Source organism: Tessaracoccus lacteus, from assembly GCF_029917005.1.
Classification (GTDB): Bacteria; Actinomycetota; Actinomycetes; order Propionibacteriales; family Propionibacteriaceae; genus Arachnia; species Arachnia lactea.
Map to the genome: position 1 here is coordinate 2,447,541 of NZ_CP123967.1, position 23,779 is coordinate 2,471,319.

General features: G+C 66.9%; 25 protein-coding genes and 1 tRNA gene. 13 read left to right on the plus strand and 13 right to left on the minus strand.

Annotated features, from left to right (window positions below; genetic code table 11):
- Nucleotides 1-14: 14 nt before the first annotated feature.
- The 3 genes from QH948_RS11400 to QH948_RS11410 all read right to left on the minus strand — a co-directional run bounded on the left by QH948_RS11400 (nt 15) and on the right by QH948_RS11410 (nt 3,140).
- On the minus strand, nt 15-1,580 hold the full coding sequence (locus QH948_RS11400) for a type I restriction-modification system subunit M (protein ID WP_281144494.1): 1,566 nt from the start codon (nt 1,578-1,580) through the stop codon (nt 15-17).
- A gap of 198 nt (nt 1,581-1,778) precedes the next feature.
- Complete coding sequence (locus tag QH948_RS11405; protein WP_281144495.1) at nt 1,779-2,204, minus strand: arsenate reductase ArsC; 426 nt, start codon at nt 2,202-2,204, stop codon at nt 1,779-1,781.
- A gap of 39 nt (nt 2,205-2,243) precedes the next feature.
- Entirely contained in the window at nt 2,244-3,140 is an 897-nt protein-coding gene (locus tag QH948_RS11410) for a metalloregulator ArsR/SmtB family transcription factor (RefSeq protein WP_281144496.1), read from the minus strand.
- Nucleotides 3,141-3,207: 67 nt separating this feature from the next.
- Here QH948_RS11410 and chrA point away from each other — a divergent pair, with 67 nt between their 5' ends.
- Both chrA and QH948_RS11420 read left to right on the plus strand, forming a co-directional pair.
- Nucleotides 3,208-4,416, plus strand: a complete 1,209-nt coding sequence (gene chrA, locus QH948_RS11415; protein ID WP_281144497.1) for a chromate efflux transporter — start codon at nt 3,208-3,210, stop codon at nt 4,414-4,416.
- A 102-nt stretch (nt 4,417-4,518) separates the two neighbouring features.
- On the plus strand, nt 4,519-4,986 hold the full coding sequence (locus QH948_RS11420; RefSeq protein ID WP_281144498.1) for a helix-turn-helix domain-containing protein: 468 nt from the start codon (nt 4,519-4,521) through the stop codon (nt 4,984-4,986).
- A gap of 67 nt (nt 4,987-5,053) precedes the next feature.
- On the opposite strand, the gene QH948_RS11425 is transcribed toward QH948_RS11420, so the two are convergent.
- The 3 genes from QH948_RS11425 to QH948_RS11435 form a co-directional block, all read right to left on the minus strand.
- Nucleotides 5,054-6,418 (minus strand): DUF6414 family protein, encoded by a 1,365-nt coding sequence (locus QH948_RS11425; protein WP_281144499.1) that lies wholly within the window; start codon nt 6,416-6,418, stop codon nt 5,054-5,056.
- Nucleotides 6,415-7,644, minus strand: a complete 1,230-nt coding sequence (locus tag QH948_RS11430; protein WP_281144500.1) for an ATP-binding protein — start codon at nt 7,642-7,644, stop codon at nt 6,415-6,417. Before QH948_RS11430 ends, QH948_RS11425 begins: the two co-directional genes overlap by 4 nt.
- Nucleotides 7,645-7,792: 148 nt before the next feature.
- Nucleotides 7,793-8,185, minus strand: coding sequence for a hypothetical protein (locus QH948_RS11435; protein WP_281144501.1), 393 nt, complete (start codon nt 8,183-8,185; stop codon nt 7,793-7,795).
- 41 nt (nt 8,186-8,226) lie between these two features.
- On the opposite strand from QH948_RS11435, the gene QH948_RS11440 reads away from it, so the two are divergent.
- The 4 genes from QH948_RS11440 (at nt 8,227) to QH948_RS11455 (ending at nt 12,157) form a co-directional block, all read left to right on the plus strand.
- Nucleotides 8,227-9,333: a tyrosine-type recombinase/integrase gene (locus QH948_RS11440; protein WP_281144502.1), complete on the plus strand. Its 1,107-nt coding sequence runs from the start codon at nt 8,227-8,229 to the stop codon at nt 9,331-9,333.
- Nucleotides 9,330-9,659 carry a helix-turn-helix domain-containing protein gene (locus tag QH948_RS11445; RefSeq protein ID WP_147825443.1) on the plus strand — a complete coding sequence of 110 codons (330 nt, stop codon included), beginning with the start codon at nt 9,330-9,332 and terminating at the stop codon, nt 9,657-9,659. The genes QH948_RS11440 and QH948_RS11445 overlap by 4 nt, the downstream gene beginning before the upstream one ends.
- Before the next feature lie 35 nt (nt 9,660-9,694).
- Nucleotides 9,695-11,578 (plus strand): hypothetical protein, encoded by a 1,884-nt coding sequence (locus tag QH948_RS11450; RefSeq protein ID WP_281144503.1) that lies wholly within the window; start codon nt 9,695-9,697, stop codon nt 11,576-11,578.
- A gap of 135 nt (nt 11,579-11,713) precedes the next feature.
- Nucleotides 11,714-12,157 (plus strand): hypothetical protein, encoded by a 444-nt coding sequence (locus QH948_RS11455; RefSeq protein ID WP_281144504.1) that lies wholly within the window; start codon nt 11,714-11,716, stop codon nt 12,155-12,157.
- Nucleotides 12,158-12,179: 22 nt separating this feature from the next.
- Here QH948_RS11455 and QH948_RS11460 read toward each other — a convergent pair whose 3' ends face one another.
- Together QH948_RS11460 and QH948_RS11465 are read right to left on the minus strand one after the other, a co-directional pair.
- Nucleotides 12,180-12,605, minus strand: a complete 426-nt coding sequence (locus tag QH948_RS11460; RefSeq protein WP_281144505.1) for a Fic/DOC family protein — start codon at nt 12,603-12,605, stop codon at nt 12,180-12,182.
- On the minus strand, nt 12,598-12,792 hold the full coding sequence (locus tag QH948_RS11465) for an antitoxin VbhA family protein (protein ID WP_281144506.1): 195 nt from the start codon (nt 12,790-12,792) through the stop codon (nt 12,598-12,600). The genes QH948_RS11460 and QH948_RS11465 overlap by 8 nt, the downstream gene beginning before the upstream one ends.
- An 89-nt stretch (nt 12,793-12,881) precedes the next feature.
- Between QH948_RS11465 and QH948_RS11470 the strand changes: the two genes are divergently transcribed.
- Nucleotides 12,882-13,340 carry a recombinase family protein gene (locus QH948_RS11470; protein WP_281144507.1) on the plus strand — a complete coding sequence of 153 codons (459 nt, stop codon included), beginning with the start codon at nt 12,882-12,884 and terminating at the stop codon, nt 13,338-13,340.
- Nucleotides 13,288-14,436, plus strand: coding sequence for a recombinase family protein (locus QH948_RS11475; protein WP_281144508.1), 1,149 nt, complete (start codon nt 13,288-13,290; stop codon nt 14,434-14,436). The genes QH948_RS11470 and QH948_RS11475 overlap by 53 nt, the downstream gene beginning before the upstream one ends.
- Nucleotides 14,437-14,499: 63 nt before the next feature.
- Here the strand turns inward: QH948_RS11475 and QH948_RS11480 are convergent.
- The 3 genes from QH948_RS11480 to QH948_RS11490 all read right to left on the minus strand — a co-directional run bounded on the left by QH948_RS11480 (nt 14,500) and on the right by QH948_RS11490 (nt 16,786).
- Nucleotides 14,500-14,572, minus strand: a tRNA-Ala gene (locus QH948_RS11480).
- A 59-nt stretch (nt 14,573-14,631) separates the two neighbouring features.
- Complete coding sequence (locus QH948_RS11485) at nt 14,632-15,402, minus strand: hypothetical protein (protein ID WP_281144509.1); 771 nt, start codon at nt 15,400-15,402, stop codon at nt 14,632-14,634.
- A gap of 94 nt (nt 15,403-15,496) precedes the next feature.
- Complete coding sequence (locus QH948_RS11490; protein WP_281144510.1) at nt 15,497-16,786, minus strand: molybdopterin molybdotransferase MoeA; 1,290 nt, start codon at nt 16,784-16,786, stop codon at nt 15,497-15,499.
- Between the two features lie 17 nt (nt 16,787-16,803).
- Here QH948_RS11490 and QH948_RS11495 point away from each other — a divergent pair, with 17 nt between their 5' ends.
- The 5 genes from QH948_RS11495 (at nt 16,804) to mscL (ending at nt 21,737) form a co-directional block, all read left to right on the plus strand.
- Entirely contained in the window at nt 16,804-17,388 is a 585-nt protein-coding gene (locus QH948_RS11495) for a 5-formyltetrahydrofolate cyclo-ligase (RefSeq protein WP_281144511.1), read from the plus strand.
- A gap of 43 nt (nt 17,389-17,431) precedes the next feature.
- The gene (locus QH948_RS11500; protein ID WP_281144512.1) at nt 17,432-17,746 is read left to right on the plus strand and encodes an FmdB family zinc ribbon protein; all 315 of its coding nucleotides are present in this window, start codon (nt 17,432-17,434) and stop codon (nt 17,744-17,746) included.
- Between the two features lie 79 nt (nt 17,747-17,825).
- Nucleotides 17,826-18,431: a CpaB family protein gene (locus QH948_RS11505; protein WP_281144513.1), complete on the plus strand. Its 606-nt coding sequence runs from the start codon at nt 17,826-17,828 to the stop codon at nt 18,429-18,431.
- Between the two features lie 433 nt (nt 18,432-18,864).
- Entirely contained in the window at nt 18,865-20,718 is a 1,854-nt protein-coding gene (locus QH948_RS11510) for a DUF222 domain-containing protein (RefSeq protein WP_281144514.1), read from the plus strand.
- A gap of 650 nt (nt 20,719-21,368) precedes the next feature.
- Nucleotides 21,369-21,737: a large conductance mechanosensitive channel protein MscL gene (mscL, locus tag QH948_RS11515; RefSeq protein ID WP_281146192.1), complete on the plus strand. Its 369-nt coding sequence runs from the start codon at nt 21,369-21,371 to the stop codon at nt 21,735-21,737.
- A gap of 198 nt (nt 21,738-21,935) precedes the next feature.
- Here the strand turns inward: mscL and QH948_RS11520 are convergent, their stop codons facing one another.
- Complete coding sequence (locus QH948_RS11520; RefSeq protein WP_281144515.1) at nt 21,936-22,295, minus strand: hypothetical protein; 360 nt, start codon at nt 22,293-22,295, stop codon at nt 21,936-21,938.
- Nucleotides 22,273-23,652, minus strand: coding sequence for a UTP--glucose-1-phosphate uridylyltransferase (locus tag QH948_RS11525; RefSeq protein WP_281146193.1), 1,380 nt, complete (start codon nt 23,650-23,652; stop codon nt 22,273-22,275). Before QH948_RS11525 ends, QH948_RS11520 begins: the two co-directional genes overlap by 23 nt.
- Nucleotides 23,653-23,779: the final 127 nt, after the last annotated feature.

The window sequence follows — 23,779 nt, forward strand, 5'->3', positions numbered from 1 at the left end:
GTCACTAACCCTGCTCATTGCACACCCTCCAGGTCGGCCACGATGGCGTCGATGGAGGTGCGCAGCTCGGCCTGGCGGGCCACGATGCGGGCGATCTCGGCGTTCAGCTCGGCGATGTCGATCACCTCGCGGGTGTCCTCGGCCTGGACGTAGGAGGAGACGGCGATGTTGTAGTCGTTGGCCGCGATGCTCTCGTTCGTGACGAGCGCCACGCGGTGCTCGACGTCCTCACGGTCCTCGAGGGCCTTGAGGATGACCCGCTGGTGCTCGGGTGTCAGCTTGTTCTTGTTGCCGACGCGCTTGAACTCGGCCGAGGCGTCGACGAAGAGCACGGCATTGTTGGTCTTCGACTTCTTCAGCACGATGATGCAGGTGGCGATGGTGGTGCCGAAGAACAGGTCCGGCGGGAGCTGGATGACGGCGTCGACGTAGTTGTTGTCGATGAGGTACTTGCGGATCTTCCGCTCGGCGCCGCCTCGGTAGAGGACGCCGGGGAACTCGACGATGGCGGCGGTGCCGTTGACGGCCAGCCAGCTGAGCATGTGCATGGTGAAGGCGAGGTCGGCCTTCGACTTGGGCGCGAGCACGCCGGCGGGCGCGAAGCGCGGATCGTTGATGAGCAGCGGGTTGGCGTCGCCCTCCCACTTGATGGAGTACGGCGGGTTGGAGACGATCGCCTCGAACGGCTCGTCGTCCCAGTGGGCGGGGTCGATGAGGGTATCCCCGTGCGCGATGTCGAACTTCTCGTAGTTCACGTCGTGCAGGAACATGTTGATGCGCGCGAGGTTGTAGGTGGTCAGGTTGATCTCCTGGCCGCAGAACCCGCCGACGTTGTCGCGGCCCAGCACCTTTGCGAACTTGAGCAGCAGCGATCCGGAGCCGGCCGCCGGGTCGTAGACCTTGTTGACGCGCGTCTTGCCCGCCACGGCGATCTTCGCCAGGACCTCGGAGACCTCCTGGGGTGTGTAGTACTCGCCACCGGACTTGCCGGCCTGGGAGGCGTACATCTGCATCAGATACTCGTACGCGTCGCCGAATAGGTCGATGGCGTTGTCCCCGAAGTCGCCCAGCGGGAGGTCGCCGATCGCGTCGAGCAGCTTGACCAGCTTCTCGTTGCGGCGGGCCACCGTGCCGCCGAGCTTGGAGCTGTTGACGTCCAGGTCGTCGAAGAGGCCCTTGATGTCGTCCTCGGATCCCGTGCCGACGGCGGAGCCCTCGATGTTCTTGAACACCCGGGCGAGCGTCTCGTTCAGGTTCTCGTCGCGCGGCGCTCGTGCACGCACGTTGCAGAACAGCTCGGACGGGAAGATGTAGAAGCCCTTCTCGTCGACGGTGTCCTCGCGTCCGTACTCGGCCTGGCTGTCCGCCAGCTTGGCGTAGTCGAAGGCCGTGTCGCCCGCGTCGTGCTCGCCCTTGTTGATGTAGGCGGTGAGGTTCTCGGAGATGAACCGGTAGAAGAGCATCCCGAGCACGTAGGACTTGAAGTCCCAGCCGTCGACCGATCCTCGCAGGTCGTTCGCGATGCGCCAGATGGTCTTGTGCAGCTCGGCGCGCTGCGCCTCTTTGGTGGTCGGTGCCATGTGGTTCGTCTCCTGCGCGCCGCGCGCGTCGTGAGTTGTGGGCTCGGATCCTCACCGTATCGCCAGCCCCCGACATCCGTCTGACGGCACTCGGTCTCGCGGGTCACCTGGGATCAGGGCTGCTGGGCGGGCGCGTCGAACCAGCCATCCTGGAGACTCATCTGCAGACCGGGTGCCTGATCGATCGGCCGTGCGGGGTCAGGAGGATCTGGCAGCCAGGTGCCCAGGTAGGAGCTCGTTGAGCAGCCGTTCGACGCGCAGACGGATCTCGTCACGGACGGTGCGGACATCGTCCAGGTCGAGGCCGGCGGGGTCGTCGACCCGCCAGTCCTCGTAACGCTTCCCAGGGAAGATGGGACAGGTATCACCACAGCCCATGGTGATCACCACATCGGACTCGCGCACGGCGTCGACGGTGAGCAGCTTCGGGGCACCCCCGGCGATGTCGATACCCTCCTCGGCCATCGCGATCACGGCGACCGGATTGATCTGGTCCTTCGGCTCAGACCCGGCCGACAGGACCTCGACGCGGTCACCGGCGAGGTGCCGCAGGTAGCCGGCGGCCATCTGCGACCTCCCAGCGTTGTGGATGCAGACGAACAGAACAGTGGGCCTATCACTCATCGCGTGGCTCCCTTCCTCACCGCAACCATAGATCATCATCTATTTATCGAGCAACGTGGCGCCGGTCACCTCGGCGAGAAGACTGCGGACCCGGCTGTGAATGTCGTCGCGGATCTCCCGGACCACGCTCATCGGCTGGTCCACGGGATCGGCGAGGTCCCAGTCCAGGTAGCGACGGCCGGGATAGACCGGGCAGGCATCGCCGCAGCCCATCGTGACCACGACATCCGCCGCCCGCACAGCCTCGTCGGTGAGTGGCTTCGGGAACTCCCCACCCAGAGTCACGCCGATCTCATTCAGCGCGGTCACGATCGCCGAGCGGACCTCGGCCGCGGGCGCGGACCCGGCCGTGCGGACGGTCACCTTGTCGCCGGCCAGCTGGCGGAGGATCCCCGCCGCCAACTGCGAACGGCCGGCGTTCTGGACGCAGACGAACAACACCGACGCGACGCCTGCCGGCTTCGCGGTGCGCTGCAGGTCGTCGAGGCGGGCAGCGGCGAACGCGGCGGCCCGGGAGGCGAGGAGAGGGCCAGTGCCGCCCGCGGTGAGCAGGTCGCGGGACTCGGCGAGGTAGTGGGCGACGGTCTCGCGGTTGAAGACGCCCCGGTAGCGGACAGTGAGGTCGTCGATGACGCGGTTCCAGTCCGGAGCCTCGGAGTCGATGGCGGGCGCGCCGAGCAGAGCGGTGACGCGATCAGATTCGTCGGGGTTGATCGAGTACCAAACTCGACGCCCTTCGGGCTCACGGATCACGAGGCCACCGGCATGCAGCGCCGCCATGTGATGACTGACGGTGGGCTGGCGCAGTCCCAGATGATCGGCGAGCCGGCTCACCATTGCGCGGCCGCCCTCGCTGTCGCGGATCAACCGGACGATACGGGCGCGGGTAGGGTCGGCGAGCACGGCCAGCCCGGGAGCCTCCACCACCTTGTCCATAGACCGGAGTGTAACTTCGGTTAGGTTTGAGGCACCCGCCCAGTCCTCAGATGGAGCAGGAGCAGAGATGGCCAAGACCTCGACGGTCACCGCCCGCAGCACCATGTGGCAAGTGTTCCTGGTGTTCCTGAGGCTGGGGATCACCTCATTCGGTGGCCCGACCGCTCACCTGGGCTACTTCCGTGCCGAGTTCGTGGAACGCCGCAGGTGGATGGATGACCGCGAGTACGCCGAACTGGTCGCGCTTGCGCAGTTCCTGCCGGGCCCTGCGTCCAGCCAGGTCGGGTTCGGGGTGGGGCTGTTGCGCGCGGGTGGATGGGGTGCCCTCGCCGCGTTCGTCGGCTTCACGCTGCCCTCCGCGATGCTGATGTTCGGGTTCGCGTATGGGGCATCCTGGTTCAGCGGCCCGATCGGCGACGGGGTGCTCAGCGGGCTGAAGATCGTCGCGGTCGCCATCGTCGCTCAAGCCGTCTGGGGCATGGCACGAACCCTCACCCCCGACCGGCCCCGCTCGGGCATCGCGGTGATCGCGCTGGCCACCACCATGCTGCTCGCCGGGTCGCTCGGGCAGATCGCCGCGATCCTCATCGGTGCGCTCGGCGGGCTGATCTTCTGCCGCGCCAGTGTCGAGGAGCGGCACGATATGCTCGAGTTCCCCGTGCGACGCGCCGTCGGGATCACCAGCCTCGTCGTCTTCGTGGCACTGCTGCTCGGCGGTTCGATCCTCGCCGCGGCGACCGGCAACGGCGCGGTGTCATTGTTCGACGCGTTCTACCGGGCCGGTGCCCTGGTGTTCGGCGGCGGACACGTCGTGCTCCCACTGCTCGAGACCGGGGTCGTCGACCCCGGTTGGGTGACCAATGTCCAGTTCCTCGCCGGATACGGCGTCGCACAAGCCGTCCCGGGACCACTGTTCACCTTCGCGGGATACCTCGGCTGGATCGCCGCCATCGGTCCCGGCGGGATCTGGGGGGGCTTGATCGCCCTTGTCGGAGTGTTTCTTCCCGGGATGCTGCTCCTGGTGGGCGTGCTGCCGTTCTGGAACTCCTTCCGCCGCCGCCCGTGGGCGCAGGCAGTCATTCGGGGGGCAAACGCCGCCGTCGTCGGGATCCTTGCCGCCGCACTCTACTCACCCGTGTTCACGACCGCGATCACCGGACCCGCCCCGCTCGTTCTTGCTGTGATCTGCTTCGCCCTCATGGTGTCCTTCAGACTCCCGTCGTGGGTCGTGGTGATCGTCGGTGCCGTCGGTGGCATCCTCATTGAACTGATCTGAAGGTGTGTGGGGCGTCGGCTCGTGAGGCCCCGACTATGACTGAGGCCGCCCATCGGGCGGCCTCAGAATGCTGTCCCGTGCACTTGTGACAAGAGCACCTCGGTGGACCTGATGCGACGATCTTCAAACAGTCGGGCGATCACGAAGCGGTTGATACGCGAAACGAAGAAGATCCGCTCGGCGCAACCGGGAACCGCTGTTCGAGGTGCCGTCACCGACGAGCGCGGCCCGGTCGCGAACGTTTCGAGCATCCGCACACTCTCGACAGCTGAGATCGAGGACGCGATTGACCGCTACCGTGCTGGCGAAAAAATCATGGTGATCGCAGCCCGACTCGGCGTGCCTCGTGCCCGACTACGTTGCAAGTTCCAGGCGAGTGGAATCACCTCGAAGCGGACGCCACTCACGGAGGAGCAAGTGGAAGGAGCTGCAGAGCTCTATCGCGGCGGTCTTTCGCTCGCGGCGGTCGGCGCAGAGTTCGGGGTGACCGGCATGACCATTCGCCGCCATCTGGTTGAACACGGCGTAACTGTCCGCCCACGGAAAGGTTGGGAGAATCATTCGCGGTGACATTCGAGTTGGTCAATGGCGCTCCTCCGCTCGGATGAGTCCCTGTAGCTCTGACGTCGCGTCCGAGCTACCAGTAGATCGCTACGAGGTCAACGTCGAGCAGCCGTGGCGCATGCCCACCCAGATCCTTCGGCGCATTCGGATTGGCCTGTGCAAGTGAGCTTGACGGCGGGAAGAACGACAGTCCAGCTTCCTCGCGAGCGGCGGTGCGGAGCGCCAAGGCTCGCGCCGGAGCGACTTCGCCGCCAACCATCGCGAGCACCCGCTTGGTCAGCAGCGAGAAAGCACTGGTCTGATCCGACACGCTCGCCGATCGCGTCTTCAACTCGGCGATGCTCAGGGCAAGGAGTGTCTCCTGTTCGGGCGTCAGCGTTGCGTCGAGATCGTTCAGTATTGCCGAGGTGTAGCGAGTAAGGGCATCCGCCAACTTCGACTCCGGGCTGTCCGCGCTGTCTGAGGCAGCAGGTTTGCCGAATGGCACACGACCAGCGGCGTTGATCTGGTCGATGAAGTTTGGCGCCACCTCAGTAAACAGGTCGGCGAGCTTGACGGGCGTCCAGGAGTCGTGCAGGCCAGGTCGCGAGATGCGAGCGAAGACAGTGAACTCGGCATCCGAGAACAGCACACGGCGGAGGTCCTTCCAGTAGGCCTCCTGCTCGGTGACTCCAACGATCTCCAACGGTCGAGTCTTTAGCTCGATCCCTTCGATCAGCCCCTTGTGGACGATGTACTCGGTGTCACCGATCTCGGCTACGACGTAGTCAACGGCCGTCGCACGGATCGGCACCAGTCCAGCAAGTAGTCGCTGCAGGATCTTGTTGATCGGCTGGACTTCCTGGAGCGTGGCCAGACCGCCTCCGGCAGCGAACATTCCCGGATAGTCCTCCGACATCGCCGTGAACTCGGAGACCATCGTTCCTAGGTGGAAGACGGGATCGGCGCCGAGGCGAACACGAAACTCGACGAGTTTGCCTCGCTGCAGTTCGTCTGTCGTGGCAATCTCCGACAGGTTGCCGGCTTTCTTGAGTCCGTCGATGTCTTTGGCAGGACTGTTCACCTCGACCGGCTCGATGATGCGCAGTCCATCGATCTCGTGGAGGTCGCGGAACCGGGACTGGACGGTGGCTTTACGCGAAGTCTGGATGGTACTGCTGTTGGTGGTCTGGTATCGGGAGGTGATCTCAGCCTTGGCGATGAAACCGGGATTGGCTCCCGCCGTCGCGTCGATAGACGCTTCGCTGCCTTCGCTGGCCTGCTCCGACTTCGAATCGGTGATCTCACCCTTCTGCGAGGAGAGCAGGCTCAGCAGGCTGACCTCGTCGAGGTAGATGAACTCGCGCAGATCCGGGCGAGTGGGATCGGCTGTCGTCTGGTGCGGTACGACTCGCTCTTTGATGCCGAACAGGCGACGCCACCACGTTCTCTTGCTCATGCTGCGACCTCCGCGACCACCGAGCGTCGAGGTCGCAGGGCGATCCGCTCGAACGCCTGGACAAAGTCCTCTGGGGCGACTTCTTCGCGACCATCGCCGACCGCCAAGAGTGCCGCCTCCGTCCATATGAAGGTCAGCTCGGCCGCCGACCAGCCCTCGGTCAGCGCCGCCACGTCTTCGAGAGGCAAGTCGGCTGCGGTCTTCAAGTGTGCGCCAGCAACCTTGAGAATCTCATAGCGATCCGAACGAGTAGGCAGACCGAACTCGATCTCCCAGTCGAATCGGCCTGGACGCGTGAGGGCTGGGTCGAGCGAGTCGACACGGTTGGTCGCCGCGATGACGATGACGCTCTTGCCCTTGTTGTCGAAGCCATCCATAAGGGTCAGGAGCTGGGCAACAAGTCGTTTTGAGGCTTCGTGCGAGTCCGCAGATCGCTTCTCGGCGATGCTGTCGATCTCGTCGAAGAAGACGATGGCTCGGCCGCTGTCGCTGTTGGTTGCAGCCTCAAATATCTTGCGAAGCGTTCCCTCAGTGTCCCCGAGCCACTTGCTGATGATCTCGGGACCACTGATGGCATAGAACTGGGCGTTCGATTCCCTGGCGATGATGCGAGCGAGGTGGGTCTTACCCGTGCCGGGTTGGCCGGTGAAGAGGATGCCCTTGATCGGGCGGGCGCCGATGTTCTCGAGCTGTTGCTGGCGTTCGAGCTGGGTCTCGATGAGTTCCTTGGCACGGGCGACGACGTGTGGGTATCCACCGAAGTCGTTGAAGGTCGGTCCCGCCCCAGCCTCGTCACGGAGATACTCCGACTCGACGTTCTCGTTGTCGTCACCGAGCAGGCTGCTCTTGATCGGCCGTTCCGAGATGACCGACAGCAAGCCCTGCGCGTCGTTGTACTCGACGACGTTCCCAACCTTGACCCCGATGCCGTTGGGGTTGGCTACTCGCTGGAAGCTACCGATACCGCCGTCAACCAGCACGAAGCCGTCGTCGAGGACGAGGCGCACCGTTGCGATCTGGCTGGACTCACGCCAGAGATCCTCGGGTGCCCGTTCCCATGAGTTCTGGCCAACGATGATGATGTCGCCCGGCTCGACGTTGTCGATGTTCGACAGGTTGGAAGCTCGTCCTGTTTGCCCATTCTGGGTCTGGAAGTGGATGGTGTCATCGTCGTGGTCGACGCGGAGCACCTTGAAGAGCTGACCAACGATCCCCGCGTCGCTCAAAGCTGTGACCTCCGGGTTCTAGTGTCCGATCGGATATTCCGGTGCTCGAAAGCGTCTCTCGCGGAGCCCCGGCGCACACGTGTACTCATGCCGAGATTAGCCGGAGGGGCGGACATCAACACGCCTCCTCACCGATCGACCGACGGACTTACTGCGCCTTCAGCGGGGCAACAACCCAGTCAAACATATCGATTAGCGGCGCAATGTCTTGATCGTCGGCCGCGATGCGGGACGCGGCATCGTTGACGGCCCCAGTGACGCCGAGCCAGCTCAGGCGCCAGCCAGCGTCACCGGCAACCCGGTCCCACATCCACCGCTGAATACGCCCGTTGCCCTCGCGGAACGGATGGATGTAGAAGCGAGAACTTTTCGATCTGATGCAACATGCGGTGGTTCCGCGTGTTTCCGGGCCTTTGGGTCGCCAGGATCGCGTCGGCTTGCCAGCGTGGTGGTGAAGTGAGGCGCGGTGACGCCGCCGGGTCACGTTCAGCCCCATGATTCCGGGCTGTTTGGCGAGGGCGTGATCCGCGTTGTGGGCCATGTCATCCATTCTAGCGTTGCGTTAGATGCAATAATGATGGGGTGGGTGAGGATGCGGAGGTGCTGCTGCTTCGGCAGCCGGGCATTGTGCCGTTGCACGAGGACGCGGCCGTTTTCGGCGGAATGCTCGATGGGTTCTCCCGCCAGCAGGTGAGTCGCGGTCTGGCGACGCAGACGATCCAGATGCGCCGCTGGCAGGTGGAGCGGTTCCAACGGTTCGCGGATTCGTACCCGTGGGAGTGGCTGCCGGGTGACGTCGAGGACTTCACCACGAGCCTGTTCAGCGGCCCACGACCGTTGTCGCGTTCGACGGTGCGGATCTATCACCTGACGTTGCGCGCGTTCTGCGATTTCGTCACCGACCAGCGCTATGGGTGGGTGGCGGAGTGCCGATCACGGTTCGGGTCGGTGCCGACGCAGGTGTGCTTCGAGTGGAACACGGTCGCGCACACCGTCGATTTCGAGGGCACGCCGGGTCGGCGGCCGCTGGACTATGACGAACTGGACGCGCTGTTCGCCGTCGCTGACGCACGTGTGGAAACACTGCGGCAGCAGGGCCGCAAGGGCGCGCTGGCCGCGTTGCGGGATGCCCAGCTACTGAAGACGACTTATGCGTGGGGGCTACGTCGCCGCGAGGTGCTGGGGCTGGATGTGGTCGATCTGCGGACGAACGCGAAGACACCGCAGTGGGGTCGGTTCGGGCTACTGCACGTGCGGCACGGGGAGTCCTCGAAAGGGTCGATTCCCAAGCGCCGGTCGGTGTTGTCGCTCCCGGAGTTCGAGTGGGCGATCGACGGGCTGCGCCTCTACGTCGAGCAGGTGCGGGAGAAGTTCAACCCCGGCAACCATCCGGGGCTCTGGCCGACCGAGCGCGGCACCCGCGTCGGTGACCGTTACCTCGACCGGCGGTTCGCGCAGCTCCGCGACGAGGCTGGGCTGCCGAGCGAGCTGACCCTGCACAGCCTTCGCCACTCCTACGTGACGCACCTCATCGAGCTTGGTTATGCGGAGCAGTTCGTGCAGGCCCAGGTCGGGCACGCCTACGCGTCGACGACGGCGATCTACACCTCGGTGACCGACGACTACCGCAACCGTGTCCTGGCGGCGGCGATCGACAAGTTCTACTTCCCGGAAGGAAGCACCCGATGACGACGAAGACGATCACCTGGCGGCTGCGGACACTGATGGCCGAACGCGGAATGTTCAAGACCACAGACCTCCTCGAACCGCTGAACGCCGAAGGCGTCGCACTCTCCCGCGAGCAGGTCTTCCGGCTGGTGACCCAGACCCCGCAACGCCTCAACGTCGAGGTCCTCGCGGCACTCTGCACGATCCTGGACTGCACGCCCAGCGACCTACTCGTCCTCGAACAAGCCGCCGCACGGTCGGTGCAGGCGACGGGGACGAGCGGAAGGATCGAGGACATCGGAGACCTGCGCCCCGTCGCCGCGCGCATCCAGCGACCGAAGCTGTGACCACGACCCCACGCGGCACTCCACAGCCAAACGGGGTGTTCGGGCGTCGCGTCGCCGCCGCCCTGGCCGCCAAGGGCGTGACCGCACCGGAACCGGCCGTCATTGACGCGGCGGAGAGGATCGTGCAAGCGAGAGCGCGGAACGGGACGCTGCGGCTGCTGACCAGCGACGAGTTCAACCCCATCGAACTGCATGGGGAGACAACACCGAGTCAGGTGCAGACGCTGCTGGCGAATCTTGTCCGCGATGGCGCGACCGGCATCCGGTTGCCGCTCTGCCCGTCATGCCGCACCAGGAGAGTCGTCAAGGTCCGCAACGAGCAGGGTCAGCGCGAATGTTTCCGCTGCGCGCAGCGCCGCTCCTACGGGGAGTGCCCCGATTGTCTGCGGATGAAGAAGCTCACCGCCACCAACACCGATGGGCAGCGCGTCTGCCAGCGCTGCGGGCCGGAGGGCATGCCGACGTTCACCTGTGACGACTGCGGGAAGACCGTCACCACCGTCGGGCGCGTCGACGGGCGACGGGTCTGCCTGAACTGCTTCCCGAAGCGTCTGCGACTCTGCGTGTCGTGCGGTCAGGAGAAGAAGATCGCCGTGAACATCCTCCACGGCCCGCACTGCTTCGCCTGCCACAACCGCATCCTCCGCAACCCGGCACCCTGCCCCGGATGCGACGAGAAGCGCATCCTCGCGTTCCTCGGTGCCGACGACCTCCCGTGCTGCGCGGGCTGCGCCGGTCAGCCTCCTCGTTACGCCTGCCGACGCTGCGGCAGCGAAGAACACAACTACGGTCGCCTCTGCGGAAAGTGTGTCCTCAGCGATCGTTGCGACGATATCCTCACCGGCCCCGACGGTGAGTTCCTTCCTCCGATGCAGGCACTGCGTGACTACCTGCTCGCGCAGCCTCGCCCGGCCCAGATCATCAAGTGGCTGCACATGGGGCCGAGCACGGACCTGCTGCGTGACATCGCATCCGCGCGAGCCGCAATCGAGTCCATACTGGACGCGCCTCGACCGAGCAAGCCATTGATCTACCTGCGCACGCTCCTCCTCGACTCCGGTGCCCTGCCGCGCGATGCGGCGGCCACGCGGCAGCTGATGGCCTGGGCGACGCACACCATCGGCGGAGCCTCCGCCGAACACCGCCAAATGCTGCGCACCTACACTCGATGGGTGCTGATGCGCCGAGCCAGCCGAGATGCCGCAGGCGACATCGCTATCGGCGCAGCTCGGCACCTCAAAGCATCGCTGCGCGGCCTGATCACTTTCCTCACCTGGACTGAGGAACAACAGACGCCCCTGCACGCTCTCACCCAGGCGCAAATCGAGGAGTTCATCACCCTCCGCACCGCACGACGATGGCTCCCGCAGTTCCTCACCTGGGCCGCCGAACGCGACATCACGCCCGAGCTCGACATCTCGACACTCCCGCGCCGAGAACCCACGATCAGCACGTCCGAAGAACACCTCGAAAACGTCATCCGCACCCTCACCACGGATCGCACAATCCCGCTCGATGCGCGCCTCGCGGCGCTGCTGATCGCGGTCTACGGACTCCCCGCAACCAAGACGCTCGCGCTGCGTCGCCGCCAGCTCCGCGACGAGAGCGACGGCCTCGACCTCCACATCGGAGACCGTCCGCTCACGTTGCCCGCGCCGATCACCCTGCTCGCTCGCGAGCAGCTCGACCTCCGACCCGACGCCGACGATGACGCATGGCTGTTCCCTGGCCGTCTCCCTGGGCAGCCTCTCGACCCGCATTCGCCTGCGCCCTCTCGGCACCAGCATCTCCGCGCTACAGAACACCGCCCGGTTCCGGCTCGCCGGAGCCGTCCCCGCCAAAGTCCTCGCAGACGTACTCGATTTCGGCGTCGCCACCTTCGAGAACTACGCCCGCCTCGCCGGAGGCACCCGTGGTGACTACCCGGCCCTGCGCGCCACGGCACCAGCCATCCCCACCGGCCGGCGCCGCTGAACGCGACCTGCCACAGCACCGACACAGCCGCATTCCAGCCGCGTTGAGAAAAGCCCCGAAAATCCAGTAGACATAAGGCTATGACCGACTACCCCACGAACCATGATCTCGGCCGGATCGACGTCATCGAACTGGACGACACTCCTGCCCTGAGTCGTGACGTCACCCTCAACATCGCCACGATCCAAGCCGCCTGGCCCGACTTCGAGAGCTCCTTCGACTCACTACAGGGCCGCAGAATGATGGGACTGTTCTACGGCGAGAACGAGATATACCGCCTGTCCTCCACACGTCTTGGTCGAGACCACGACAACCCACTCGGCCTCGACGAGACCGTGATACCAGGCGGCAGCTACCTGCGCCTGCGCCTGCGCGGCACCGCCCCGTCTATCTACGAGAACATTGCCCCCGCATTCGACGCGCTCTTCGAACATGCAGACCACGACCCTGGACGGCCGCACATCGAGTACTACCGCCGCGAGGGCGAGGTCGACTGCCTCGTCCCGGTCAGCTCATCGAACTGACCTCAAACAAGGTGGATAGTTCTCACTCGGATAAGGCACTTCCACCGGTATTGAACTGGTCGTAGTGGTGCGCGAGGCGGGCGATGAACGTCGCCCGGTCCATGCCGCGCAGGTAGTCGTCGGCCCGCAGCTCGTCGGCGGCGAACCCGGCGGCGCGCTCGATCATCGAGACGGGCACGAAGTAGCCGGCGCGTTCGACGTTCTCGCGGATGTCGACGGTCCGCGGCTCGCCCGCCCAGTCGTAGATGGGTGAGAACAGGAAGCGGTGGATCGCGCGCAACTCAGCGAGGTCGCCGGTCGGTTTCGGCGGCTCGGCCGCCAGGCGCAGCGCGCGGATCGGCACGAGGTCACCTTCGACCGCTTCCAGCTCCGCCTGCGTGGCCGCACCGACGAGGTTCTTCAGAATCCCCGTCGTTGGATCAATGTAGGGGTCGACGAAGTCAGACAATCTCGTAACGGGTGCGCACCCGGGCCTCGAGCTCCACGAGGTCGATCTCGCCCGCAACGTACTTGTCGGTGTCGGCCTTGGTCGCCTCGCTGGCGGGCAGCCCTTCCATCTCGCCGGAGTGGAGTGCCTCGGCGACCTGGCGCTCTCGCTCGGCGCGCTGAGCGGTGGTGATGGTCGTGATCGACATGATGCAACTCCTTCCGTCAGCGGTATCCCTAAGTTTACCGGGCAGGTCCGTGCGGCGGCCAGGTTTCCACAGCACCCATCGTGCTGAGCGTGCTCAATCCATCAGACGACATCCCCCATCTCTTCCTTCGCGCCGTGTCCTACCTGCGCGTCTCGACGCCCCGCCAGGCCTCCAACGGCTTTGACGAGGAAGGACACTCGATTCCGGCGCAACGCGATGCGAACCGACGTCGCGCGCATGAGCTCGGTGCGCTCGTCGCGGCGGAGTTCGTCGACCGCGGACGTTCCGGTCGCTCGACCGCGCGTCCCGAGTTGCAGCGCATGCTCGACTACATCCGTTCGCACGAGGTCGACTACGTCATCGTGCACAAGGTCGATCGGCTCGCCCGGAACCGGGGAGACGACGCGCACCTCACGGACGAGATCCACGCGGCCGGCGCGAAGCTCGTCTCCACGACCGAGGCGATCAATGCCTCGCCGAGCGGCAGACTGTTGCATGGGGATCATGGCGTCGATCGCGGAGTTCTACTCCCAGAATCTCGCCACTGAGGTGATGAAGGGAATGCGACAGAAGGCATCGAACGGAGGAACCCCGGGCCGCGCGCCGCTCGGGTACCTGAACGAGCGCCGCTTCGACGATGACGGTCGAGAGATCCGCACGATCGTCATCGATCCCGACCGTGGTCCGCACATCACCTGGGCGTTCCGCGCCTACGCCTCCGGGGAGTGGAGCATCACGCGGCTCGCCGCCGTGCTCAACGATCGAGGGATGACGACCAAGCCTGGCCCGAACACTCAGGCGCAGCCGCTGACCGCTCGCAGCGTCCACCATCTGCTTCGCAACGCGTATTACCAGGGCACCGTCACCTTCAACGGCGTCGAGCATCCCGGTCGCCACGAGCCGCTCATTGATCCGGTGACCTGGGCGGCTGTGCAGGACATGCTGGCTGCCCACCGCAACGGCGAGCGCTCACGCGTCCACGACCACTATCTGAAGGGCACGGTCTTCTGCTTCGAGTGCGGCCGGCGACTCATCGTGCAGAGCACGCAGACGAAGTCCGGTCGCGTCTACGACTACTTCGTCTGCCACCGACGCCGCGACTCCACCTGCACGCAACGCAAAGCACTGCACATCGCGATTGTCGAACAGCGCGTCGAGGATCTGTATCGCTCGATTCAGCTGAGCCCGCAGCAGCGGAAGCGGGTCGAGCAGGTCGCACTCGCGAGCCTCCGTCGACGGCAGACCATCAACGTCGAACGACTCGACAGCCTCGCCGAGCAAGCAACAGCGGTCGAGACGAACCGGACCAAGCTGCTCAACGCCTACTACGCCGAGGCGCTGCCCCGCGACCTCTTCCTCGCCGAACAGCGTCGCCTCACAGCAGAACGAGCACGACTCGACCGCGAGCGACGCCGCACCGAGACCGACAGGGCAAGCCTCGAAGCCCAGGTTCGGGACGCACTCGATCTGCTCGAAGACGCCCACGCGACCTATGCGAGCGCCTCGGCGACGGTGCGGAAGCAGCTGAACCGGACGATCTTCGCCGGCGTCTTCCTCAGCCCCGAATCGCCTCAGATCCGCTCCGAACTCAACGAGCCGTTCGCTGGCTTCACCACCGATCCGGGCGCGTCCGGAAACGACTGAGGCCGCCCATCGGGCGGCCTCATGATGCTGTCGTCGTGTGCACTTTTGATAAGAGCACCTCTGTGGAGCTAGGGGGATTCGAACCCCCGGCCTTCTCATTGCGAACGAGACGCGCTACCAACTGCGCCATAGCCCCAGGTTGCCTTGCAGCGTCGACGAGTTTAGCAGCGCCGCGCGGCGGGTACCAACTCGCGGTCACTCCCCCACAGCGCGGGGGCGGAACTCGGTCACGGTGGCCTGCGACGACACCTCGTCGGCCTCGGCAACGGGGGCCTCCTCCGGGCGGTCGGCGGTCGGGACAACGGGGCTGGACGCCACGACGGGGGCGGACAGGTCGATGGTGCGGACCGTGCGGGGCAGCAGCGGCTGCGACACGTAGCTCGCCGACGCGACGGGGACAGGGTCCCACAGCGCACCCATGGACGGCGGGACGGTGAGGTCGACGGAGATCTCGATGGACTCGCTCGCGTCGTCGTCGGACAGGTTAATCACGACCGTGTCCTCGCTCTCCCCGAACCCCTGCTCCAGGGCGGCGGCGCGGGCGTCGAGGCTGCGGTGCATCGCGACGACGGAGAACCGCGCGACGCCGACGAAGGCGACGAGCAGGCCGCCGGGGATCGCGAGCGTCCACCAAGGCGTGACGCCGACGATGGACGTGACGAGCAGGGTGACCAGCGCGACGACGAGCGTGCCCATCACGACGAGGCGGCGACGGGCCGCCTGGCGGGCGATCATGCCGAGCTCGGTCAGTCCGGCGCGGCGGGTGAGCGGGGTGGAGACCTCGCACTCCTCGCCGTCGGGGCGGTAGTCGAGGACATCTTGGCGCAGGATCCGCACGGACTGGGAGAACCGCTCGGTGGGGTCTCCGTCCAGCTCCTGCTCAGGGCTGCGCTGCGCGGCGACCCACGGCATCGCAAAGGCCATGGCAGCGACGACGACAAGGGCGATCAGGATTCCGGCGAGCACGGTCCTACCGTAAACAACATCTCTGTGATTTACAGGGCGACATCCCGTCTTCGACCCGCAGTTCAGAAGAAACTCTCATGAGTTCCTCAGACAGTCAGTCCTCCTCGTCGAGGAGCCACACCCGGACGGCCTCGCCCGGGCGCACCACCTCGAGGTGCTCGTCGAGCACGATCAGCGTGTTGGAGGCGGCCAGCTCGCCGAGCGCGTGCGGCATGGAGACCTGCTCGACGTAGCGGATGCTGCCCTCGCTGCGGACGTGTCCGCGCAGCAGGTGCAGCTGCCCCTTGACGGAGCGCAGGGTGCCGGTCGCGATGGCGCGGGCGCTGCGGTGCTCGGTGGTCGCGCCCATCAGGCGGCGGATCAGCGGGCGGCCGAAGGCCTGGAACGTGACGTACGCGCTGACCGGGTTGCCGGGCAGCATCAGCATCGGCACGCGGTCCTCGCCGACCAGGCCGAAAGTCTGCGTGCGGCCGGGCGACATGGCGACGGCGACGGTGTCGACCAGCCCGATCTCCTCCATCACTGACGCCATGGCCTCGTAGTCCTCGCGGCGGCCGCCGGTGGCGGAGATGACGAGGTCGGCGCGGATCAGCTGGTCGGTGACGGTCTGGCGGATCTCGTCGACGTCGTTGGAGTGCACGGCGACGCGGAACACGGTGGCGCCGGCGGCGCGGGCGGCGGCTGCGATCATGAACGAGTTCGCGTCGGCGCCGTCGCCGGGCTGCATCTCACCGCCCGGCTCGACGCGCCGGTCGCCGGAGCTGACGATCACGACGCGGGGCCGGGGCCGGACCAGCACCTTGTCGACGCCGGCGCCGGCCAGCAGGCCGATGGCGCGGTCGCCCAGGATGTCGCCGGCGCTCAGCAGGCGGGTGCCGCGGCGCAGGTGCTCTCCGGCGGCACGCACGTACTCACCGTCGGCGACCTTCTCGATCAGCGCGACCTTGCCGTCGGTCAGCGTCGCGAACGTCGCGGGCAGCACCGCGGTCGCCCCGGCGGGCAGGGCGTCGCCGGGCGCGACCACGACGGCCCCGGAGGCGGGCAGCCGGTCGACGCCACCGTCGACCAGCGTCAGCGGCGCGGCGAGCTGGCCGTCGTCGACGAGGTCGGAGGCGCGCACGGCGTAGCCCGCGATCTTGGCGGTGCTGTTGGCGGGCACGTTGACCATCGAGTCGATGTCCTCGCACATGACCTGGTCCCAGGCCTCGAGCAGCGACATCCCGAAGGGCCGCAGCGGCTCAACCAGGCTGAGTAGGTACTCGGTGTGGTCAGCCACGCTGCGCAGGCCCGCGGCGTCGGTCGCGGGCGGTTCGGGAAGTCTGGGCTCCTCCACCGGCGCTTCGTCGACGACTTCGATCTGAGGCTTACGGGCGAACCAGGGCATGACCATACGATAGGCCAATGGCCGCTACCGCCCGGAAGGACCCGCTGCGAGCCCTGATCTCACAGCAACGCTCCCTGGTCACCCCGCGCCAGTGGGCCGACGAGGACGCGGCCCGCACCCGCTCCACCCTCCGGCTGCTGTGCCCCGAGCCCGGCGAGGGTCGGGTCGTCGCGTTGTACGCCGCGCGCCCCGGGGAGCCGGGCACCGCCCTGCTGATCGAGAGGCTCGCCAGGGAGGGCTGGCGGATCCTGCTCCCCCTCCTGAAGCGCGCACCCGACTGGGCCTGGTTCCGCGACGGGGAACCGCTGGCCCCCGGCTGGGCGGGCATCCCGCAGCCCGCCGGCCCGGGCCTCGGAGCCGACGCGATTGCGCTCGCGGAGATCGTCGTGGCGCCGTGCCTGGCCGTCGGGCTCGACGGGACGCGGCTCGGCACGGGCGGCGGATGGTACGACCGGGTTCTGCCTCATCGGAAGCCGGGCGCGAAGGTGCTTGTCCTCGCCAGGGACGAGGAGGTCTTCGACACCGTGCCGAGCGAGCCGCACGACATCGGCGTCGACATCGTGGTCACACAGACCACAGTTCGGAACCTTCGGGGTAGTTGACCTATCATGGTGAGGTTCCCACCCCTTTCCGAGGAAAGTCTGCATGCCCACCTACCAGTACCACTGCAAGAACTGCGGCGCCGAGCTTGAGGTCTTCCAGCGCTTCAGCGACCCGTCGCTGACCGTCTGCCCGGAGTGCGAGGGCGAACTGCGCAAGGTCTTCAACGCGGTCGGCATCGTCTTCAAGGGCTCGGGCTTCTACAAGACAGACTCGCGCAGCGGTTCCTCCTCCATCCCGGCCGGCAAGGCGAACGAGACGGCTCAGCCCTCCGCTCCGGCGAAGGAGTCGACGGCTCCCGCGAAGAAGGAGTCGGCGCCCGCGGCGAGCGCGGCGGCCCCGAAGGCCGCGGCCTCCTGAGCCAGGTTTTCGCCGGACAACGCAGATCCCGCCTGTGGACAGGCGGGATTTTTGCTGCCCGAAACGCCATCACGGGGGCATGAGACGCATCCTTGACCCCCTCGTCGGCTTCGTGGCCTGGCACCGTCGCGCCATCGGCGCTCTGCTGGCCGTCGCCGCCGCCCTGCTGCTGGCGCATGGGATGGCTGCGGGTCCACCGTCGGCGCGGGTGGTGGTGCTGACGGCCGACGTGGCCGCCGGAGACCCCGTCACGCAGGTCGAGTTGCTCGACGTGCCCGTCGACGCGATCCCCGATGACGCCCTCACGTCGCTGGAGCAGGTGGCCGAGCGCCCGGCGGCCGTCCCCCTGACGGCCGGGACCGTGCTCCAGCCGGGGCTACTCGGCCGCGGGGCGACGCGTAGGGGGACGGTCGTGGTGCCCGTGCTGGTCACCGACGACTCGGTGCGGTCCGCACTGCAGCCGGGTGACGTCGTCTCGCTGATCGCACCGGGCGAGGGCGGGGCGGAGGTCGTCGCGTCGGGGGCCAGGGTGGCGTCGTTGCCGGCGGCAGGAGATACGGGCGCCGTCAGCCTGTCGACGGGAGGCTCCGACGCCGTGCTGGTGGAGGTGTCGGACGAGGTCGCGGCGACGGTCGCGATGCTGGGCCAGAGCGGTCAGCTGAGTCTGGTCCTCGGGTCGCTGTGAGTGGTTCGGATCGTTGTGATCGGTCGTTCGGGTCGCTGAGCTCGCCGAAACACCCTGAGCGGTCGTTCGGTTCGTTGAGCTCGCCGAAACGCCCTGAGCGGTCGTTCGGGTCGTTGAGCTCGTCGAAACGCCCTGAGCGGTCGTTCGGGTCGTTGAGCTCGCCGAAACACCCTGAGCGGTCGTTCGGGTCACTGAGCTCGTCGAAACGCCCTGAGCGGTCGTTCGGGTCGTTGAGCTCGCCGAAACGCCCTGAGCGGTCGTTCGGGTCGTTGAGCTCGTCGAAACGCCCTGAGCGGTCGTTCGGGTCGTTGAGCTCGTCGAAACGCCCTGAGCGAAGCGAAGGGATCCAGCCCGGATGGACAATCCCAACCCGCCCTGTGGATAATCCAACTGGCGAGCGAAAACTGTCGGTGGCGGGTCGTAGCGTTGTCTCATGGAAACCCGACGACGCGACGACTCCCGGCAGGCGATGGAACGCCTCCGCACGGGCATCGCCATGCGCCGCCGCGGCGAAGCCGAAGAACTCGAAGGGATCTGCGACCTGGCCCTGGCCTACCGGCTGGATGAGGCCGACCTCCTCGACTACGGCACCGCGATCCACCGCGACCGCGACACCAAGCTCCCCGAGAAGCTGATCCGCCCCGGCGGAGAGGGCACCCCCTCGGTGTCGGAGTTCCTGGCCATGGAGATTGCCGCCCTGACGCGGTGTTCCCAGACCTCCGCGATCGAGAAGATCGCCACCGCCCTGAACTTGAAGTACCGCCACCCCATGCTGTTCGAGGCCGTCATCAACGGTGAGGTCGAGAAGTGGCTCGCCGCGAAAGTCGCCTGGCTGTGCCGGGACCTGAACCCGATGCAGGCCGAGAAAGTCACCTCCCGGTGGCTGCCCCTCCAATACGGCCTGGTCCCCAGCGCCGCACTTCGGGAACTGCGGAAACTCATCACCCGCGTCGACGAGGCCGCCGCCCGGGAACGGGAAGCTGAAGCCCGAGCCCAGCGCGGCATCTGGCTACGCGACCTCGAACCCGGCGTCACCAGCATCGGCGGGCGGCTCGATGTGCTGGACGGCCGGATCGTCGACGAACGACTGCACCAGATCTCCGAGCGGCTAAAGACTCGCTACCCCGGCCTGGACCACTCCGCCCGCCGCGCGAAGGCCCTGTCCCTAGCGATGAACCCCGACCTGCTGCTCACCATCCTCTCCGCCGACCAGCCTGCCCTCACCATCGACCTGGACAGCCACTACAGCGAGTCGGACATAGGCACGGCCGCACGGCCCTCGGTCCTCGAGCCCCCGCTGGCAGTGGAGCCGCCTGACGAGGGCGACGAGCCCCCGTTCCCTGACGATGAGCCTCCCGACTGGCAGCCACCCGACGATCCACGGCTGGATCACTCGGGTGGAGTGGGACCTTGCGCTTCGCTCAACGCACCTCGACAGGCCTGTGCTGAGCCTGGTCGAAGTGCTAGGCGACCCCACACTTCACCTGAGTCGGACCCACCCCCTGAGCCGTCTTCCCGGTTCCCTCAGCCACCCCCGGGCCCTGAGCCGCTCCGGTTCCCTGAGCCGCCTTCCCGGTTCCCTGAGCCGCTCCGGTTCCCTGAGCTCGTCGAAGGGCGCCGAGCGCAGCGAGGCGAGGACCCTCCGCTCCGCGCATCGCGCCACGTCAAGGCGTGCGCAGACGGCGCACCGATGCCCACGACCCCACTGCCTCGGGTGGAGATCGTCGTCCACATCACCACAGACGCCGACGGGAACCTCGACCCCGTCGCATCGGTCGAACGCGCCGACGTGCTCACCACCACCCTCCTCGGCGAACTGCTCGGCGACGGCTACCGCAACGGCGAGATCACCCTGAAGGTCCAGCCCGTCATCGACCTGAACCACATGCCCGCCGCCGACGGCTACCGGCCGACGCAAAGGATGCGTAAAGCCCTTCGGCTGCTGCGCCCCACCGAGGCATTCCCGTTCTCCACCCGCACCCGAGGCCTCGACATCGACCACAACACCAGCTACCAGCCCGGACACCGAGGCCAGACCCGACTCGCGAACATGGCGCAACTCTGCCGCCGTGTCCACCGCGGCAAGACCAAAGGCGCCTGGATCCTGAACCAGATCGCACCAGGTCACTTCAGATGGACCAGTCCCCTGGGCTACGTCTACGAAGTAACCCACAACGGGGCCTGGCTCGAATGCACCCCGGACCTCGGCCCACAACTCAGCCCTATCGACACAGCAATGCGAGACTGGCTCGACGCCCTCGATGACGACCACACCCTCACCGGCTGACACCCTGACACTCGGCGGGTTCATCCCTTCGACAAGCTCAGGGCCCTTCGACAGGCTCAGGGAACCGGGGTACAGCCAGGGCCCTTCGACAAGCTCAGGGAACCGGGCAAAGCTCAGGGAATCGGGTGCAGCTCAGGGAACCGATCGGGTCGCCGAGCCTGTCGAGGCGCCCTGAGCGAAGCGAAGGGATCCAACCCGATCATGGACCCCCACACCCCAGATCCACGTTTCGTCAGCGCGGACGCGCTTCCGTCAACGCCCTTCGACAAGCTCAGGGAACCGGGGTACAGCCAGGGCCCTTCGACAAGCTCAGGGAACCGTACGGGTCGCCGAGCCTGGCGAGGTGCCCTGAGCGAAGCGAAGGGGCCAACCCGATCATGGACCCCCACACCCCAGATCCACGTTTCGTCAGCGCAGACGCGCTTCCGTCAACGCCCTTCGACAAGCTCAGGGAACCGCGGTACAGCTAGGTCCCTTCGACAAGCTCAGGGAACCGGGCGCAGCTCAGGGAACCGGGCAAGCTCAGGGAACCGGGACCACGGACGAGCTGAGGAGGCCGACCGAGCGCCGCTGCTATAGTCCCAACCGCTCGCGGGACCGCGATCATGCGGACCCGTTTCTCCTCACCCAGGAAGTAAGGATCTGACATGTTGCAGGGCTTCAAGGAGTTCCTCCTCCGCGGCAATCTGGTCGAGCTGGCCGTCGCGTTCGTCATCGGCGCCGCGTTCTCGAGCGTCGTGGAGAGCTTCACCGCGATGTTCATGGACGTGCTCGGCAAGATCGGCGGCACCCCCGACTTCTCGTCGTGGAACCCCGGCGGAGTGGGCGTCGGGCCGTTCCTGACCGCGCTCATCTCCTTCATCATCATGGCCACCGTCATCTACTTCGGCGTCGTGATGCCCTACAACAAGGCCAAGGAGTTCTTCGACCGGAAGAAGCAGCCCGCCTACGCCGGCCCGACGACCGAGAGCCTGCTCGCCGAGATCCGCGACCTCCTCAAGGAGGAGCAGCCCCGCTGACGCTCCGCCCGGCGCGGGGCCTTCCCGCGCCGCAGGCTCAGCCCCAGTGCGGGACCCCGCACCGCAGCCTCAGCCCCGGCGCGGGGCCTTCCCGCGCCGCAGGCTCAGCCCCAGTGTGGGACCCGCGCCGCAGGCTCAGCCCCAGTGTGGGACCCGCGCCGCAGGCTCAGCCCCAGTGCGGGACCCCGCACCGCAGCCTCAGCCCCAGTGCGGCGGCCGGTCCGCGACGAGCCGCTGCTCGTCGCGGTTGAGCCGACGGTGCGCGGGCGTCGCCGGCTCCAGTCCGGTGAGCCCGAGGTCCCGGCGGAGCGCCGCGAGGGCCGCGTCGAAGCGGGCGAACCCGACCGCCCGCAGATCCGCGATCGGCACCTCGAAGGGCCACGGCTGGCGGGCGTGCTGACGCTCGCGCCGCAGGGCGCCAAGCGCCACGGCGTCGAACCCAGCCCGCGCCAGCGCCTCGGCGACGGGCACCTCAAGGGTCAGCTCGATCTGCTGTCCGGTGAGCGCCCGCGCCAGGGCGGATGCCAGCTTCGTGTCAGTCGCCGAGTCGGGTACCACCGGGGATCTCCTGAGCCGACCCCTCGTCGGCCAGCTCGACGTCGCCGACCACCACGACGCCCTCGCCGAAGGTCCAGTCGCCCACGACCTTCAGGCTCGTGGCCCTGCACAGCGACGGGGCGCTGGGGATGCGTGCGGTGAAGTCGTCGACGAGCTTGTAGTAGCGCCCGTCCAGGCTGATCTCGGGGCTGGCCTCCGTGCGGGCGACGAGCCTGCCCTCCGCGGTCAGGTCGTAGACGTCCGAACGCAGCAGCAGCAGCTCGTTGGTGGTCTTGACGGGCAGGAAGCGGTCGCGGCCGACGCAGATGGCGGTCGCGCCCTCGAACACCTCGACGGCGGCGCCCATCGCGGACTCGACCTGGATGACCGGCGTCGAGTCCTTCTTCGCCGGGTCGACGGTCTTCTCGTTGCGGATCAGCGGCAGGCCCAGCACGGAGCCGCGCGCGACGAGGGCCTCCTTGAGCCTGACCAAGTCGAACCACAGGTTGTTGGTGTGGAAGAACGGGTGGCGGTGCTCGTCGGTGAAGTAGTCCATCTCCTCCGGCGCCGTCTGCGCGGTGTCGCGGAGGATGAGCTGGCCATCGGCCTTGCGGATGGCCAGGTGGCCGCCCTTCTTGTCGTTGACGGTGCGACGACACAGCTCCGCGGCGTACGGGGCCCCGGACTTGGCAAACCAGCCGGCGATCGTCGCGTTGGGAGCGGCGCCGAGGTTGTCGCCGTTGGAGACGCACGCGTACCGGAAGCCTGCCTCGATGAGCTGGTCCAGCACGCCGGAGCCCTCGAGCGCCGGGTACAGGTCGCCGTGACCCGGCGGGCACCACTCGAGCGTCGGATCCTCGGCCCATTCGACGGGGGTCAGGTCGTCGGCGCGGAGCTTAGGTTCCTGGTTCTGCAGGAAGCTCAGCGGCAGCCCCTCGACGGGCAGCTCAGGGTAGCGGGCCAGATGCGCCAGCGTATCGGCCTGCGTGCGGAACGAGTTCATCAGCAGCAGCGGCAGGCGGGCCTCGTAACGCTCGCGCGCGGCCAGCACCTGGCGGACGATCAGGTCGAGGAAGTTGTACCCGTCGCGGACCTTCAGCAGCGTCTTGGCCTTGTCGAGGCCCATGGACGTGCCCAGCCCGCCGTTGAGCTTGATGATGACGGTCTGGCCGATGGCCTCGCGGGCCTCGGCGCCGCTGATGTCGACGTCGGCGAGCATCGGCGGGTCGAGGAGCGGCTCGATGGTGTCCTCGCGGATGACGCCGGTCTCACCCGACTCGAGAAGTTCGTAGAAACGGGAGAACACCTCGATGGCCGGGGCTGACACCCCCGCGGCTAGCATCTTGTCCCTGGCGGCTTGCAGACCAGCTGCTGACACGTCGATTCCCTTCGTCGGATTCCGCATCCGATCCTAACCGGACCCCGCGCAGCGGAGAGTCCGGAGCCTCTCACACGCCTCTCTGGCGTGTCTCACAGACTTCACACAATTTCCAGTTACAGGGTTG